Source organism: Staphylococcus sp. FSL K6-0223, assembly GCF_038008285.1.
Map to the genome: position 1 here is coordinate 372,361 of NZ_JBBOYX010000003.1, position 14,386 is coordinate 386,746.

Below are 14,386 nucleotides of genomic sequence, written 5' to 3' on the forward strand. Positions count from 1 at the left end.
TTTCCATGAACAAAGAAGAACGTCTTGCTAAAGATATCACTAACGCCGTTGGTGGTAATCATAATATTGATAATATTATTCATTGTATGACTCGTGTTCGAATTAAAATTCATGATTACGATAAAGTTAATTACAATGAATTGAAAAGTATTGATGGTGTTTTAGGTGTTGTTGAAGATGAACGCCTCCAAGTTGTAGTTGGACCAGGCATTGTTAACAAAGTTGCAAATTATATGTCTGAAACAAGTGGCGCACCTTTAGATGATGATACTTCTCATACTGAAAATAAAAGCTATAAAGCGCAAGCTGAAGAACAAGCACGACAAAATAAACAGAATTTTCAAAGTCATCGCAAACAAAGTAAATGGAATAAAGTTTTAAAGTCCATTGCTAATATTTTCATACCTTTAATCCCAGCATTTATAGGTGCCGGGTTAATAGGTGGTATAGCAGCGATACTGAATAACTTATTAACAGCTGGAACTCTATCTGGATATTGGCTTAAACAAGTTGTTTCAGTGCTGAGTGTCATTAAAGATGGGATGCTCGCCTACTTAGCTATCTTTACTGGAATCAATGCAGCGAAGGTGTTCGGCGCTACGCCTGGATTAGGTGGTGTAATTGGTGGTGCAACCTTACTTACTGGTATAACTGATGAAAACCCAATTAAAAATATCTTTACTGGTGAACACCTCGTCGCTGGTCAAGGTGGAATTATTGGCGTTATATTTGCAGTATGGTTGCTTAGTTTAATTGAAAAAAGATTACATAAAATAGTCCCAAATGCTATCGATATTATTGTAACTCCAACTATTTCATTATTAATTATTGGTTTATTAACATTGTTTATTATAATGCCAGTTGCTGGCTTTATATCTGATGGATTGGTGCATGTCATTAACTGGATTATTGGTGTAGGAGGCATATTTAGTGGTTTCATCATTGGTGCTTTCTTCTTACCACTAGTCATGCTAGGATTGCATCATATTTTCACACCAATTCATATCGAATTAATTAATAAAACGGGTTCTACTTATCTGTTACCTATTGCAGCTATGTCTGGTGCTGGACAAGTCGGTGCCGCATTAGCTTTATGGGTTAGATGTCGTAAAAATACTAAATTACGTAATACTTTAAAAGGTGCTCTACCTGTTGGTTTCTTAGGTATTGGAGAACCTTTAATCTACGGAGTCACATTACCATTAGGTCGACCATTCTTTACAGCTTGTATTGGCGGCGGTATTGGTGGCGCTGTTGTTGGTGGTATTGGTCATATCGGTGCTACAGCTGTAGGGCCTAGTGGTATTTCTCTTTTACCGTTAATAGATAATCATATGTACCTCGGTTATATTGCAGGTTTACTTGCTGCTTACGCTGGAGGTTTCATTTTCACTTATTTCTTTGGCACGACTAAAGAAATGAGAAATTCTGATCAAATGGGTGATTAAATTGCCAAACATTTTAAATGAAATTGACAACCAGTACCCCTACCTAACTAAAAATGAAAAAAAGATAGCTCAATTCATACTCAACTCACCTCATAAGGTAGTTAATATGAATTCTCAAGATATAGCAGAAGTTTTAGATACCAGCCCCTCCTCTATAATAAGGTTTAGTAAGAAAATAACTGAAGGTGGCTTTCACGAACTTAAAATTGGTTTATCTAAATTTCTGCCTAAAGAAGCATCTGTATACAATGTTGAACTTGTAGACAATGAAAATACAGATTCTCTCAAAAAGAAAATGCACTCTCGTGCTAAAGGTGCGCTTAACAACGCCAATGAAAAAATTGACGATAAGACGATAGACCGAATTTGTGATTTATTTAAATGTGCAGAAACCATTTTCATCTATGGTTATGGTGCTTCATTTGTAGTGGCTACAGATTTATATCAAAAATTATCTCGCATTGGTTTAAATATACAATTGGTACAGGAAACACATATCTTCACGACTATGTTAGCGACACATAATGCTAAAGACTGCGTCGTATTTATTACAAACAATGGTATGCAAAGTGAAATGCGTTCAATAGCCAAAGTTGTTTCAGACTATCATATACCAGTTGTTACTATTACTAGTACGAAAGATAATCCAGTAGCCAATCGTTCAGATATCGTCTTGTCTTACGGCCAAACTGATGAAAATGAAATGCGCATGGGTGCAACGACTTCATTGTTTGCACAAATGTTTACAATAGATGTACTTTATTATCGTTACATTGCTCTAAATTATCAATCATCCTTAGATTTTATAACACAATCTAAAATGGCTTTGGATAATTACCGTAAACATTTATCAAATATTGAATTTAAACATTAAATAAATAGAAAAAGCGATTCGTCATACTCTAAATTTCTTTATATTAGAGTGTATGAACGAATCGCTTTTTTGTTTAACTATATATAGCTATTATTCTAAGCCTTTTTGGTTTTTCTGAGTTAATGCTGCTTTTTTAGCTTGTTGATCCTTTTTATTATAACGAACGAAATAATAAAGTGTCACAACTGCTAGGAACACAATACCAATAACTACAGAAACAACTGTTTCTTTATTAAATAGCATACCGATTAAGACTAAAATTAAGAATGCTATTGTAAGATAGTTAGCAAATGCGCCTCCTGGCATTTTGAACGGATGATTTTTAACTTCTTCAGGATGTAACTTTCTAAAGCGTAAATGACTGAATAAAATCATAAACCAAGGAATCATTCCTGGTAATATAGATGCACTATAAACATAAACGAAAATACTTGCTGCACCTTTAATAAATAAAGGGAGAATGACGTTTAGTAATGCACCGATTAAGATACCGATTGATACTGCAAGTACTGTGTAGAACGGAACACCATTTTTTAATACTTTCGAGAAAATCTTAGGCATTTGTCCTTGCTTAGATAATGTATAAATCATACGGCTAGCACTAAATATACCTGAGTTACAACCTGACATAGCAGCTGTTAATACAACAAAGTTTATTAAACCAGCTGCGAAAGTAATCCCTACTTTAGCAAATGTCGCAACGAAAGGACTTCCTATGTCACCTAATTTGTCCCAAGGATAAACAGAAACGATTACAAAAATTGCACCAAGATAGAAGATTAATATTCTCCAAATAACTCCATTCACTGCTTTAACAATATTCTTTTGAGGATCTTTAGTTTCTCCAGCAGAAATACCAATGAGTTCAACCCCTTGATAAGATCCAATAACTATTGACAGTGCGAAGAAGAAACCAACGATTCCATGAGGCATAAATCCACCATGAGACCATAGATTCGAAATCCCTATTGCATGACCACCATTACCAATTCCGAATAAGATTAAGCCAAAACCTGCGATAATCATTAAAATAATTGTAATAACTTTGATTAATGCAAACCAAAATTCAAATTCCCCAAAGGCTTTAACTGAAACAAGGTTTGCTCCCATTAATAATGCTACTGCAACGATACCAGGTATCCAGTTTGGTAAATTTGGGAACCAATAGTTCATATATTCACCAACTGCGATAACTTCACTCATCCCTACTACAACCCATTGGAATATATTACTCCAAGCCGTCATATAACCCGCTGCTGGGTGTATGTAATCACTTGCAAATGTTGCGAATGATCCAGTTGTAGGATTAAGATAAATCATTTCCCCCATTGCTCTCATAATTAGGAATAAAAATATACCAGCAATTAAGTATGCAAAAATAACTGATGGGCCAGTCCATTTGATTGTACTTGTTGCCCCCATAAACAGACCGACACCAATTGTTCCCCCAAGTGCAATCATTTGCATCTGACGTGCACTTAGTCCCCTTTGTAATTCATTGTTTTCCATAACTTTACCCCATCTCTAAATCTAGATTATTATTTTAATGATAATCTTATTTCCGTAATTATACTACAAATTGACGAAATTGAAACAAAATTTTTACAATTTAATGAAATCGCTTACACATGTATCATAGCAAGCTTTTTGTTTTTTGAAAACACCTATTTTGAATATTTTTCTGAAAATTAAAGCTATTTGCATTTTTATTACATAATATACTTTCTTTCTAAATGAATTATGGAGTATGATATACTTTTTCTAAATAGTTTAAGGAGTTCGGATATGAATAAGGCACTCATTAATCGTTCATTTAAAGTTACATTAATATTTATGATTATATTTTTCCTACTTAATTATTTTACTATGAAACAACCTGATATCATGTCTGTCGTAGGTCGAACACTTCTTGCTACGGTAGCCTTCTTCATTCTTTATTTAGTTGCCTTTACCATTCTAAGTTCTCCAGAACGAAAAATGATTTATGGTACAACCATTCCAATAGCACTTATAATTTGTATATTAGTTGGAGCTTTGTTCTTCACACCTCAAATAGGAATCATTAGTGGTTTAGTTATTGGAATTATAACAGGCGTTATATGGGAGCTTATAACAATAGGAAATCATGGAGGTAAGTAATCATGACAATAATTATAGGTGTAGTCATTATCATACTATTAGTAATTAGTTTGATACCAAATTATCAAGCAATGAAATTAGCTAAAAATCAAGGTCAGAAACCTACACGATACACAATTATGGTAGGTATAGATTTAATTTTAATCGTACTCATCGCTATAACATTAATTTTAAAAATGAATAGTTAATACAAAATAAAAGTCTATAAATGAATTTAGTTATCCAAATTCATTTATAGACTTTTTTAATTTAAGATCCCACTAAGAAAAGATTTCGTAATAGTGTTAAATTATCATTTGCTAAAAAATTTATAATTCTTTTAAAGCTTTCCTTGCAATAAAAGAAAATATCCTATGGTTGCAAGTAAAAGATAAACAATAGATCCAATTATGAATGATCTAACTTGAACATGAAATGGTGTACGTTTATTAAAAATAGGACCAAGTACCAGATTCCCTATTGCTAAAATAATTGGACCAGCTATAAAGAAAAGTATAATGTAACCCACGCTTATACCTCCTATTTCTTCTCAAATAAAGATGTCACAATATCTTCAATCGACATATCTTTTCCGACGTAATTAATAGTTGAAAAATTCTGTTCAGCTGTCATCAAATTCGTGTTAACGACAACATCTAATCCTGCCATCATAGCAGCTGTAGCACCATTCAACGAATCCTCAATTGCTAAACAATTTGTTGGATTATAATTAAGGTTTTGAACAGCCATTAAATAAGGTTCTGGATCTGGTTTAACGTTATCAACGTCTTCTCTACCAATAATGACATCAATATAGTTATCTAAACCCAACTTTTTAAATGTTGGATATATATCTTCTCGATAACTACTAGTTGCAATTGCCATAGGTATATGACGCTGTTTAAGATAATCCATTAACTCTTTGATTGTACTGATAATTGGCAAATCACCACTAGTTTGATGATGTTCTTGATATATTTTTTCTTTATTATCTGCGCCTATGGCCTGCTCGAGATGTTGATGTAAATCTGTAGCTGTCCCTCCGATAGATTCTCTATAAAAATCTACTGAAATAGGTTCAGCTTTATGAAATTTGAGATGTTTATTTATTGTCTCAAATAAATGACGTTCTGAATCGATAATTGTTCCATCGAAATCAAAGATAACTGCTCTGTACATTCATTTTTCTCCTTGTAAATGTAGCTATTTATTTCCCATATTAACATAAAAAAATGACTATCGTGACGAGATAGTCATAAGCATTATTAAAGCACTTGCGTATTTTTTATACTAAATCTTAAAACCATTTTATATATTTTGTAAAGAAAAGATTACAAAAGAATAAGTTTTTAACTTCGTTCAAAAGTCTTAGTGATTATATAAAAAAAGAGTGGTACAATCTATTTAAACGAACATCGTATGCTTCAGTTATATGCCAAATTCACGGGAGGTCATAACATGTTGATTGATAAATTTGAAACCTACATTATCAATATTGCAGGTTTGAAATCTCGCTCAACGCGAAAAAAATTAACTCATTTATGTAAAGAAATAAAATTTTGTGAGTCATTTCAATTTTCGATTTTCAAACAAAATAACATGTTTGCACTTGAGGTCAGTTTACCTAAGCAACAGTTACCATATTTAATAAGCTTTTTGAGCTTCCACAATTATTCTATTTACCAAATTTTGTCTCCTAAGCATTTCGATGAACTTCTTGATTCAGAACATCTCTATCAATCAGCCAAGCGTTTTGATTTAGCTATCGATGGTTTACAAGATGCTTTCATTAAAGACAAAGTAATTGATATCATGAATATGTTTGCTAACCATCACGATGTAAACTATACATTGAATAACAATTGTGCAAGTGTCGTATGTTCTCCAGAGATATTCGCTCAATTGCTACATACAATTGCAACACGTAATATAGATATTTTATCAGCAAGCTATCGTGCCAAAATGCTTCATAAAGCTAGAATTTCATAATAATTTAAAGACCAGTGTTGTTAATAGCACTGGTTTTTTTGACAATAAAACATCTCAAGAAGATATAATTCTTTCTCCTTGAGACGCTTATTGTGATATTTAATTACTTTTCTTCCTCGTAAACTAAATGTTCAAACGCTTCTCGTACTTGAGGTACAGACATACCGACTACAACTTGCACACTTTTACCACTTTTCACTAAACCGTGAGCCATTTGATTATGTGTAAAATAACTACTATCTTGAACTTTACTTTCATCATTCACTGTTAAACGTAGGCGAGTTGTACAATTTGTTACGTCTTTAATATTCTCTTTACCACCTAGGCCTTTTAAATAGTAAGCTGCTTTGTCATCATATTCATTCCCAGTTGATTTTGGTTGTTCTGATGAAGCAGTGCCACCTTTCTTATCTTTATAATCTTGTTTAGAAAATAGTTTTACTTCTTCTGTTCCTTTTTTTCGACCTGGAAGTGGTATATCAAATTTAAGAATTAAAAATCTAAATAGGAAGAAGTAGATTCCCACAAATATAAAACCAATCACTACTTGAGCAACATATGTCATCCAGTGATCTTTACCTAACGGGATCCAGTTTGTAGCTAAGAAATCTAGCACACCGCCTCCCATATTACCTACAACACCAAAAGCATACATTAAAGTATCCATTGTAGCTGCCAAGATAGCATGGATCACAAATAAATATGGTGCAATAAATAAGAATGTAAATTCAAGAGGTTCAGTAATACCAGCAACAACCGCTGTTAGCGTTGCAGGTATGAGTAGTGCTGCCACTTTCTTACGATTTTCTTTCGGTGTTGTCGAGTACATTGCAAGCGCAATTCCTAAACATCCAAATACTTTACCATTGCCTTGTAACATAAATCCATAATGGAATTGTTCTTTTAAAGGTTTACTACTTTCAGCAAATTGATTCAAATGCTGTAACCATTCTGCTTTTAAACCGTGATTTACTACCACAGGTCCTACCTCAATTGGCGCGTATATAAAGTGATGTAATCCTGTAGGGATTAATACGCGTTCTAAGAAATGGTATAACCACACGCCAACGTATCCAGAAGCAATGATAAAATGCTGAATTGATGCAATTCCATGTTGAATTGTTGGCCAAACCACACATGTTATTGCTGCAATAGGTAACATTACAAAGAATGAAATGGTAACTACAAATGTGAGGCCTTGGAAAACCCCTAACATTTCTGGCAGTCTTTTACTATAGTATCGATTATGTATCCATGTAATAATCCCTGAAATAATAATAGCCCCTAAAATATTTGTATCTAACGTTTCTATCCCTGCTATAGCTTTTAATCCAGTGACGTTTTCTACGCCTTTTTTTAAGTTAGCACCAAAAGTATGAGGCCATTGCGTTAGAATCGCGTTAATAAATGTGTTAAACATTAAATAACCCATCAACGCGGCTAATGCTGCATGCCCTGGTGCTTTTTTAGCTAGAGATAGAGGTAAACCCACAACAAAGACGATTTCCATGTGATTAAAGATGACCCATCCGCCTGACTCTATCACTGACCAGAATTTGAACCAGAATGTATGCTGATCCGCTAAACCACCCATGATTGTTGGATTTTTGAAAAGTGTCGCAAACCCAAGTACGATACCAAAGAAAGCAAACATCAACACTGGCACGATCATCGCACTACCGAATCGTTTGATAGCATTCATAATTAAAACCTCCACATCCCAATCTATTTCTCACTATCATTTACTTATATGTTTATTAGTAAGTGTTAGTATCTCTAAATAAGTTAATTTCAATATATAGTAAACGCTTACATAATAACAACGACGTTGACGCATTTTGAAACTATTTTGTATAATCAGATTATATTTTCATTGAACGGAAATTTTTTCATACAAAATAATGAGGTGCTTAAATGATACTAGATGAACGTGTGAACACTCATTTCGATAAATTGAATGATAATGATATACAAATCGCAAGTTATGTTAATACACATATAGAAGAATGTAAAAATATGAAAATTCAAGATTTAGCTGTACATACGCATGCATCAAATGCCACTATCCACCGTTTTACACGTAAACTAGGATTTGATGGCTACAGTGATTTTAAATCATTTTTGAAATTTGAAAATGAAAAAAAGAATCAGCTTCCTTCTGATTCAATGGAACAATTTAAACAAGAAATAGCAAATACCTTTAGTTATTTAGATCGCATTGATTATCAATTATTAACGAATAAAATGCATGAAGCCACTACGATTTATCTTTACGGAACAGGACGCGCTCAAATGAATGTGGCTGAAGAAGCACAACGTATTTTACTTACAATGCATAAAAACATTATAATCCTACATGATGTTCATGAATTAAAAATGGTGTTAAATAAAACTGTTCCAGAGGATTTATTCTTTATTATTTCATTATCTGGCGAAACATATCAATTGACCGAAGTTACACAGCTTCTTCAATTAAGACAGAAATATTTTATCTCAGTAACAACGATGAAAGATAACTCACTCGCTCAACAAGCAAACTATAATATATATGTATCAAGTAATACATTTTATTTAAATGACGGTACCGATTATTCAAGCTTTATTAGTTACCATATCTTTTTTGAAACACTTTTAAGAAAATATAATGAACGTAAAGAAAAAAATGAATTATTATAAATAAAACGCAAGCATTATTTGTAACACCTAGGGGCTACTCATTTAATGCTTGCGATTGTTTTTAATTATGCTGTTGTTCTTCTAGTTCTTCTAATATATGTTGCATTTGATCAATCATTAATTCAAAACCATGCGCAGTTGAATCATGATATTCTTTCTTCTTCTGTTTGTACTCCAACGCAGTTAAACGTCTTTCCTTTTCAACTAATGAGCGGTAGTAAAACAACATTTGAGTACCACCATTTTCACGTTCAAAGAATTCTACTTCTATGACATCCTCTTCGGCGCTTAAACCAGGCATACCTATTGTCATTTTAATGTATTCATCCATTACAAGCTCTTCGTATTTACCTTCGATAACATTTTGCTTCCCATTTCTACTATCTACTATACGATATGTACCGCCTTCTTGGACATCCGCTTCAAAAGTCTTATTTGTACGTGGTGTTGTCATGAACCATTGTTTAAGAATCTCCACTTTTGTCCATGCTTCATAAACAACTTCTGGAGTAAATTTTAGTAAACGTTCGATGTCGATTTCTACGTGTTCATTCTCTACATTATATTTTGCCACTCTCTTTCACCTACTTTCACTCTTATTTCTATTTTAACGTATTTAAGCTATGTCACAAACTCTGAAAGCTCTGAAAAAGTTAAAAGGAAGCTAAAATCTAATTGAGTAGCTTCCTTTTAATTTATATTTATTTTTGAGGTTTATCTTTTAAACGAGGGACTCTCAAAATAATAGCCACTAAACCACAGATTCCTAATAAAATTGGATAGATACTATATGGAACAAGTAAGAATGGAGAAATACCAGCAACACCAGCTGCTGAAATAACTTGAGGACTATATGGGAGTAACCCTTGGAAACATCCTCCGAATATATCTAATATACTAGCTGACTTACGCGGATCGACATCATACTCATCAGCAATATTCTTGGCTAAAGGTCCTGCCATAATAATAGAAATTGTATTATTAGCAGTAGATATATCCGCGGCACTTACTAAACTGGCAATACCTAATTCTGCACCGCGTTTAGATTTAACTCTAGCACGTACAAACTGTAGTAACCAATCTATGCCACCATTATGTTGAATGATACCTACAAGGCCACCAATCAGTAATGCTATCATTGCAATATCTTCCATTCCAATTATACCTTTAGATACGGCACTGAGAAGTCCTTTCCAACCAAAGGAACCATCAATCAATCCTATTAAACCTGCTAAGGCTGTGCCACCAATGAGTACAATGATGACGTTTACCCCTACAAGTGCGAGTATCAGTACTAATAAATATGGAATAACTTTAATTAAGTTATAATCATAACTTTTGGCATGATCGATTGAAATACCATTCGTTAAGAAAAATAAAATTATAATCGTTAAAATAGCACCTGGTAAAACGATTTTAAAATTAACTCTAAACTTGTCATTCATCTTAGTCTTTTGAGTTCTTACTGCAGCAATGGTAGTGTCCGAAATCATTGACAGATTATCACCAAACATTGCACCACCGACTACCGTAGCCATAGCTAAAGCTGCGGGCACATGTGTTGCTTGTGCGAATCCAAATCCTACTGGGGCTATCGCTGCAACAGTCCCAACTGATGTCCCCATCGAAATAGACACGAACATACAAATAACAAATAGGCCTACAATGATTAAATTTTGAGGAATCAATGATAAACCTAAATTAACAGTTGATGTAACACCACCCATTTTTTCAGCAGTAGTTGAAAACGCACCTGCCAAGATAAAAATTAACATCATCAAGATAATGTTCGAATGTCCAGCACCTTTAGTAAATACTTCTACCTTCTTGGCAAAAGATTCTTTTCTATTCATAAGTAAGGCAACGATTACTGTAATTGTAATTGCAACATTTAAAGGCATAGTTGTAAAATCTCCTGAAATAATTCCTACACCTAAAAAGAGTAATACAAATAGGAGTAATGGGAGCAGGGCCCACGCGTTACCTTTCTTTACTTTCTCCATAAATTTGACCTACTTTCCATAAAAATAGGAGCGAAACAGAAATTTCATTCTCAATGAATCATTTCTTCATTCCGCTCCGGCAAGTGACTTTATTTGTAAACTAACCCAAGTGTGTATCAATAGAGTCAACTCATGCCAACAAGTGATTAAAAGATATGTTATTTCACCATTTATACTCTGTTGGCATAGCATTTCAGCTTATCTTCTAACCTTAGCGGTTACTGGAATTGGCACATGATAAAATGTTGCCGAAGCTTCCTAGGGCCAGTCCCTCCACTTCTCTCGATAAGTTATTCGAATTGTGTCTAACGTTACAAGATAATTATAGACACGTCAATACATAAAGTTTATTGTATTTTAAAATTATTCTTCAATCTGTGTAGTGAAAAATTTCTCATAAATCGTGATTGCTAAAGCAACAACAATTAATAATACAATAGCTACACCAAAAACAATCCACCATTTCAAATAAAGACTTATAAATATGAGTAAAATGCTTATAATTGTTAAACATAAAGATACCCTTTTGAAAATTTTTTCAGTTCTAACCGATACAATTTTATATTCACTCATTTCGTCGCCATGAAGAAATTTACCATTTTTTGCTTCACTAATTTTAAGCTTCACTTCAAGGACGTAAGCAATACTTCCAGAACAAATAATGATTAGTAGCATCGTAACATTTGAAAAAGGTTGTGTAATAATCCAACTGAACATTCCAAAATAAGCAAGTGCAGAAACAATTGCTAAAATATAATCAATCATAGGATTAAACCAAGTTATACCTTTTTTTACATTCTCGTTAACTAAATAAACATTAACTGCAGAAATATATGTACAAATAATCACAGCTATAGCTAATATTACTATTAGATTATGATGGCACAATATTAGTGACGGTAAAGCTAAAGCAATTAAGATATTAGGTAACCATCTGATTAAAAAATTCTTCATTTTATAATCACCTTTATTCTATATTTCACCAATCACATACATCTTACATGAAAGCTTCAACTATTATCAAATCACCATTTAATATGGTGCAAACTTTCTACTCTCACACTAAAAAATGGGAACTCAGTCGAGTCCCCATCACCTTAAAATAATCAATATATAATTTGTCTATTAAAAGTAAATCAATTGTTAGTCGATTTGCGTACCACCTGTTACACCAAAGACTTGGCCAGTAGTATAACTTGAATCTTCTGAAGCAAGTAAAACGTAAGTACCTGATAATTCAACTGGTTGACCGGCACGACCCAGTGGCGTTTGTTGTCCAAATGTAGGAATTGCACTTTGAGGTTGACCTCCAGTAATTTGAAGCGGTGACCAGAATGGCCCAGGAGCAACACAATTCACTCGAATACCTTTCGCACCAAGTTCTTCAGAGAAACTTTTCGTTAATGAAATAATTGCTGCTTTAGAAGCTGCGTAATCATGTAAAATTGGACTCGGATTATATCCTTGAACGGAAGACGTCGTCGTAATTGATGCGCCAGGTTTTAAATATTCTAACGCTTTTTGAACTGTCCAGAATACTGGATATACATTCGTTTCAAACGTCTCTGCGAAAGCTTCAGTATTAAATCCGTGAATATCATCATGATATTGTTGATGGCCGGCAACTAACGTTACATTATCTAAACCGCCTAACTCATTATAAGCCGTTTCTACCATATCATAGTTAAACTGTTCATCCCTTAAATCCCCAGGAATAAGAATAGCTTTCTGACCAGCATCCTCAATCACTTGTTTTACTTCTTGTGCGTCTTCTTCTTCACTCGGCAAATAGTTAATAGCCACATCTGCACCTTCTTTTGCATAAGCGATTGCAGCTGCACGTCCAATTGCTGAATCTCCTCCAGTCACTAACATCTTATAGCCTTTTAATCTTTCATGACCTTTGTAAGATGTTTCACCACAATCAGGTTGAGGTGTCATTTTCGATTGTAGACCTGGTAACTCTTGTTCTTGTTGTTCATAATCAGACGTTTTAAATTTATTTCTAGGATCTTGTGCTGACATCATTCATCATCTCCATATTTAAGATTTAATATTATTTACCCATCATAAAGCATATTTTAATCATCATTTTATCTCTGAAAATGAATTCAATAGCACTTTAAATAGCTACACGGCAACTATTGCCGTATAGATTAACCATTCAATAACTTTTTAACGAGCGTTACAAAATACGTTGGCACTTTCTCTAAAATACGTTCATCTGGGTCATATTTAGGATGATGCAAATCATATTTACTATTTGAGCCAATGATAGCAAAGACACCAGGATAATCTTTCGTATAACCTGAGAAATCTTCACCAATCGTTAGTGGTTCTTCCATCATTTGAACGTTGTAACCTACTTCCTTAGCTGCTTCAATTGCTTGTTGGGTAAGTGTTTCATCATTTACGACAGCACCCGGTAATTGTGTATATTCGAATTTAATATCTACATTAAATGCTTGAGATAACCCATCTGAAATTTCTTTCATACGTTGCTTTATAAGTTGACGTTTTTTAGAATCAAATGAACGAACAGTACCTTGAATATAAGCTTGATCAGCGATGACATTCCATGTATTCCCACATGACACTTCCCCTATCGTAACGACCGCACTATCAAATGCTGATAAATTACGACTCACAATAGATTGTAGGCTGTTAATCAGTTGACCTACTACAATGACCGGATCATTTCCTTGTTCTGGTTTCGATGCATGAGCACCTTTTCCTTGAATATGAAACTCAAAACGATCTACAGCGGAAGTGATTACACCACTTTTAATCGCGAATTCACCAATGTCTAGTGAAGGATAATTATGAAAACCTAAGACTGCTTTAACGTTTTTAAGTACTCCAGTTTCACTTAACCTAATTGCACCATGACCTAATTCTTCAGAAGCTTGAAACAATATTCTCACTCGTCCACTTAATTCGTTTTCAAGCTCTTTAAGTTGAGTTGCTACGCCTAAAATACTTGCCATATGGATATCATGACCACATGCATGCATTACTCCTTCATTTGTAGATGTAAACTCGTGCACAACTTGTTCGTTTATCGGTAATGCATCAATATCAGTTCTTACTGCAATCACCGGTTCACCTCTACCTATTTCAGCCACTAAACCCGTTTCTAAAGGTACATCTAAAATGGTTATATCAAAACTTTCAAGTATACGTTTAAGTCGCTTTGTAGTTTCATACTCTTTATCGGAAAGCTCTGGGAATTGATGAAATGTACGTCTCCAATTAACATAATCTGAATAATTTGGCAT

Annotated in this window: 15 protein-coding genes and 1 riboswitch; of the genes, 6 read left to right on the top strand and 9 right to left on the bottom strand. The window is 33.6% G+C overall.

The genetic code is table 11. The annotated features are described in order from the left end of the window. The first annotated feature begins 5 nt into the window (after positions 1 to 5). Positions 6 to 1,448 (top strand): PTS transporter subunit EIIC, encoded by a 1,443-nt coding sequence (locus MHI13_RS19155; protein ID WP_064210178.1) that lies wholly within the window; start codon positions 6 to 8, stop codon positions 1,446 to 1,448. A 1-nt stretch (position 1,449) separates the two neighbouring features. After that, positions 1,450 to 2,322, top strand: coding sequence for a MurR/RpiR family transcriptional regulator (locus MHI13_RS19160; RefSeq protein ID WP_023351272.1), 873 nt, complete (start codon positions 1,450 to 1,452; stop codon positions 2,320 to 2,322). Between the two features lie 90 nt (positions 2,323 to 2,412). Here MHI13_RS19160 and MHI13_RS19165 read toward each other — a convergent pair whose 3' ends face one another. After that, entirely contained in the window at positions 2,413 to 3,831 is a 1,419-nt protein-coding gene (locus tag MHI13_RS19165) for an amino acid permease (protein ID WP_002432870.1), read from the bottom strand. A 276-nt stretch (positions 3,832 to 4,107) separates the two neighbouring features. On the opposite strand from MHI13_RS19165, the gene MHI13_RS19170 reads away from it, so the two are divergent. After that, complete coding sequence (locus tag MHI13_RS19170) at positions 4,108 to 4,461, top strand: hypothetical protein (RefSeq protein WP_002432865.1); 354 nt, start codon at positions 4,108 to 4,110, stop codon at positions 4,459 to 4,461. A gap of 2 nt (positions 4,462 to 4,463) precedes the next feature. Further along, positions 4,464 to 4,649 carry a hypothetical protein gene (locus MHI13_RS19175; RefSeq protein ID WP_002432292.1) on the top strand — a complete coding sequence of 62 codons (186 nt, stop codon included), beginning with the start codon at positions 4,464 to 4,466 and terminating at the stop codon, positions 4,647 to 4,649. Between the two features lie 131 nt (positions 4,650 to 4,780). Here MHI13_RS19175 and MHI13_RS19180 read toward each other — a convergent pair whose 3' ends face one another. Both MHI13_RS19180 and MHI13_RS19185 read right to left on the bottom strand, forming a co-directional pair. Beyond that, on the bottom strand, positions 4,781 to 4,969 hold the full coding sequence (locus tag MHI13_RS19180; protein WP_002453841.1) for a hypothetical protein: 189 nt from the start codon (positions 4,967 to 4,969) through the stop codon (positions 4,781 to 4,783). Between the two features lie 11 nt (positions 4,970 to 4,980). Continuing rightward, positions 4,981 to 5,619: an HAD family hydrolase gene (locus MHI13_RS19185; RefSeq protein WP_002432874.1), complete on the bottom strand. Its 639-nt coding sequence runs from the start codon at positions 5,617 to 5,619 to the stop codon at positions 4,981 to 4,983. A gap of 279 nt (positions 5,620 to 5,898) precedes the next feature. Between MHI13_RS19185 and MHI13_RS19190 the strand changes: the two genes are divergently transcribed. Continuing rightward, positions 5,899 to 6,429: a hypothetical protein gene (locus tag MHI13_RS19190; protein ID WP_002432504.1), complete on the top strand. Its 531-nt coding sequence runs from the start codon at positions 5,899 to 5,901 to the stop codon at positions 6,427 to 6,429. Positions 6,430 to 6,532: 103 nt separating this feature from the next. On the opposite strand, the gene MHI13_RS19195 is transcribed toward MHI13_RS19190, so the two are convergent. Continuing rightward, positions 6,533 to 8,131, bottom strand: a complete 1,599-nt coding sequence (locus MHI13_RS19195) for an alpha-glucoside-specific PTS transporter subunit IIBC (protein ID WP_002432526.1) — start codon at positions 8,129 to 8,131, stop codon at positions 6,533 to 6,535. A gap of 212 nt (positions 8,132 to 8,343) precedes the next feature. Here MHI13_RS19195 and MHI13_RS19200 point away from each other — a divergent pair, with 212 nt between their 5' ends. After that, positions 8,344 to 9,105, top strand: coding sequence for a MurR/RpiR family transcriptional regulator (locus tag MHI13_RS19200; RefSeq protein ID WP_002432676.1), 762 nt, complete (start codon positions 8,344 to 8,346; stop codon positions 9,103 to 9,105). A 61-nt stretch (positions 9,106 to 9,166) separates the two neighbouring features. Here the strand turns inward: MHI13_RS19200 and MHI13_RS19205 are convergent, their stop codons facing one another. From MHI13_RS19205 to MHI13_RS19225, 5 genes are all read right to left on the bottom strand, one after another. Further along, positions 9,167 to 9,679, bottom strand: a complete 513-nt coding sequence (locus MHI13_RS19205) for an SRPBCC family protein (RefSeq protein ID WP_002432851.1) — start codon at positions 9,677 to 9,679, stop codon at positions 9,167 to 9,169. 127 nt (positions 9,680 to 9,806) lie between these two features. After that, complete coding sequence (locus MHI13_RS19210; protein WP_002432627.1) at positions 9,807 to 11,108, bottom strand: Na+/H+ antiporter NhaC family protein; 1,302 nt, start codon at positions 11,106 to 11,108, stop codon at positions 9,807 to 9,809. A 195-nt stretch (positions 11,109 to 11,303) separates the two neighbouring features. Next, a riboswitch (SAM riboswitch) is annotated at positions 11,304 to 11,400 on the bottom strand. A gap of 71 nt (positions 11,401 to 11,471) precedes the next feature. Further along, a complete protein-coding gene (locus tag MHI13_RS19215) occupies positions 11,472 to 12,062 on the bottom strand; it encodes a hypothetical protein (protein ID WP_241497400.1) in 591 nt (196 codons plus the stop codon). A gap of 189 nt (positions 12,063 to 12,251) precedes the next feature. Continuing rightward, a complete protein-coding gene (locus MHI13_RS19220) occupies positions 12,252 to 13,133 on the bottom strand; it encodes an SDR family oxidoreductase (protein WP_002432897.1) in 882 nt (293 codons plus the stop codon). A 131-nt stretch (positions 13,134 to 13,264) separates the two neighbouring features. Beyond that, on the bottom strand, positions 13,265 to 14,386 hold the full coding sequence (locus tag MHI13_RS19225; protein WP_002432331.1) for an amidohydrolase: 1,122 nt from the start codon (positions 14,384 to 14,386) through the stop codon (positions 13,265 to 13,267).

Bases quoted from the DNA above. Each gene is read 5' to 3' on its own strand.
- MHI13_RS19155 (WP_064210178.1), top strand. From the start codon at position 6: ATGAACAAAGAAGAACGTCTTGCTAAAGATATCACTAACGCCGTTGGT.
- MHI13_RS19165 (WP_002432870.1), bottom strand. From the start codon at position 3,831: ATGGAAAACAATGAATTACAAAGGGGACTAAGTGCACGTCAGATGCAA.
- MHI13_RS19170 (WP_002432865.1), top strand. From the start codon at position 4,108: ATGAATAAGGCACTCATTAATCGTTCATTTAAAGTTACATTAATATTT.
- MHI13_RS19175 (WP_002432292.1), top strand. From the start codon at position 4,464: ATGACAATAATTATAGGTGTAGTCATTATCATACTATTAGTAATTAGT.
- MHI13_RS19185 (WP_002432874.1), bottom strand. From the start codon at position 5,619: ATGTACAGAGCAGTTATCTTTGATTTCGATGGAACAATTATCGATTCA.
- MHI13_RS19190 (WP_002432504.1), top strand. From the start codon at position 5,899: ATGTTGATTGATAAATTTGAAACCTACATTATCAATATTGCAGGTTTG.
- MHI13_RS19195 (WP_002432526.1), bottom strand. From the start codon at position 8,131: ATGAATGCTATCAAACGATTCGGTAGTGCGATGATCGTGCCAGTGTTG.
- MHI13_RS19200 (WP_002432676.1), top strand. From the start codon at position 8,344: ATGATACTAGATGAACGTGTGAACACTCATTTCGATAAATTGAATGAT.
- MHI13_RS19210 (WP_002432627.1), bottom strand. From the start codon at position 11,108: ATGGAGAAAGTAAAGAAAGGTAACGCGTGGGCCCTGCTCCCATTACTC.
- MHI13_RS19215 (WP_241497400.1), bottom strand. From the start codon at position 12,062: ATGAAGAATTTTTTAATCAGATGGTTACCTAATATCTTAATTGCTTTA.
- MHI13_RS19220 (WP_002432897.1), bottom strand. From the start codon at position 13,133: ATGTCAGCACAAGATCCTAGAAATAAATTTAAAACGTCTGATTATGAA.
- MHI13_RS19225 (WP_002432331.1), bottom strand. From the start codon at position 14,386: ATGCCAAATTATTCAGATTATGTTAATTGGAGACGTACATTTCATCAA.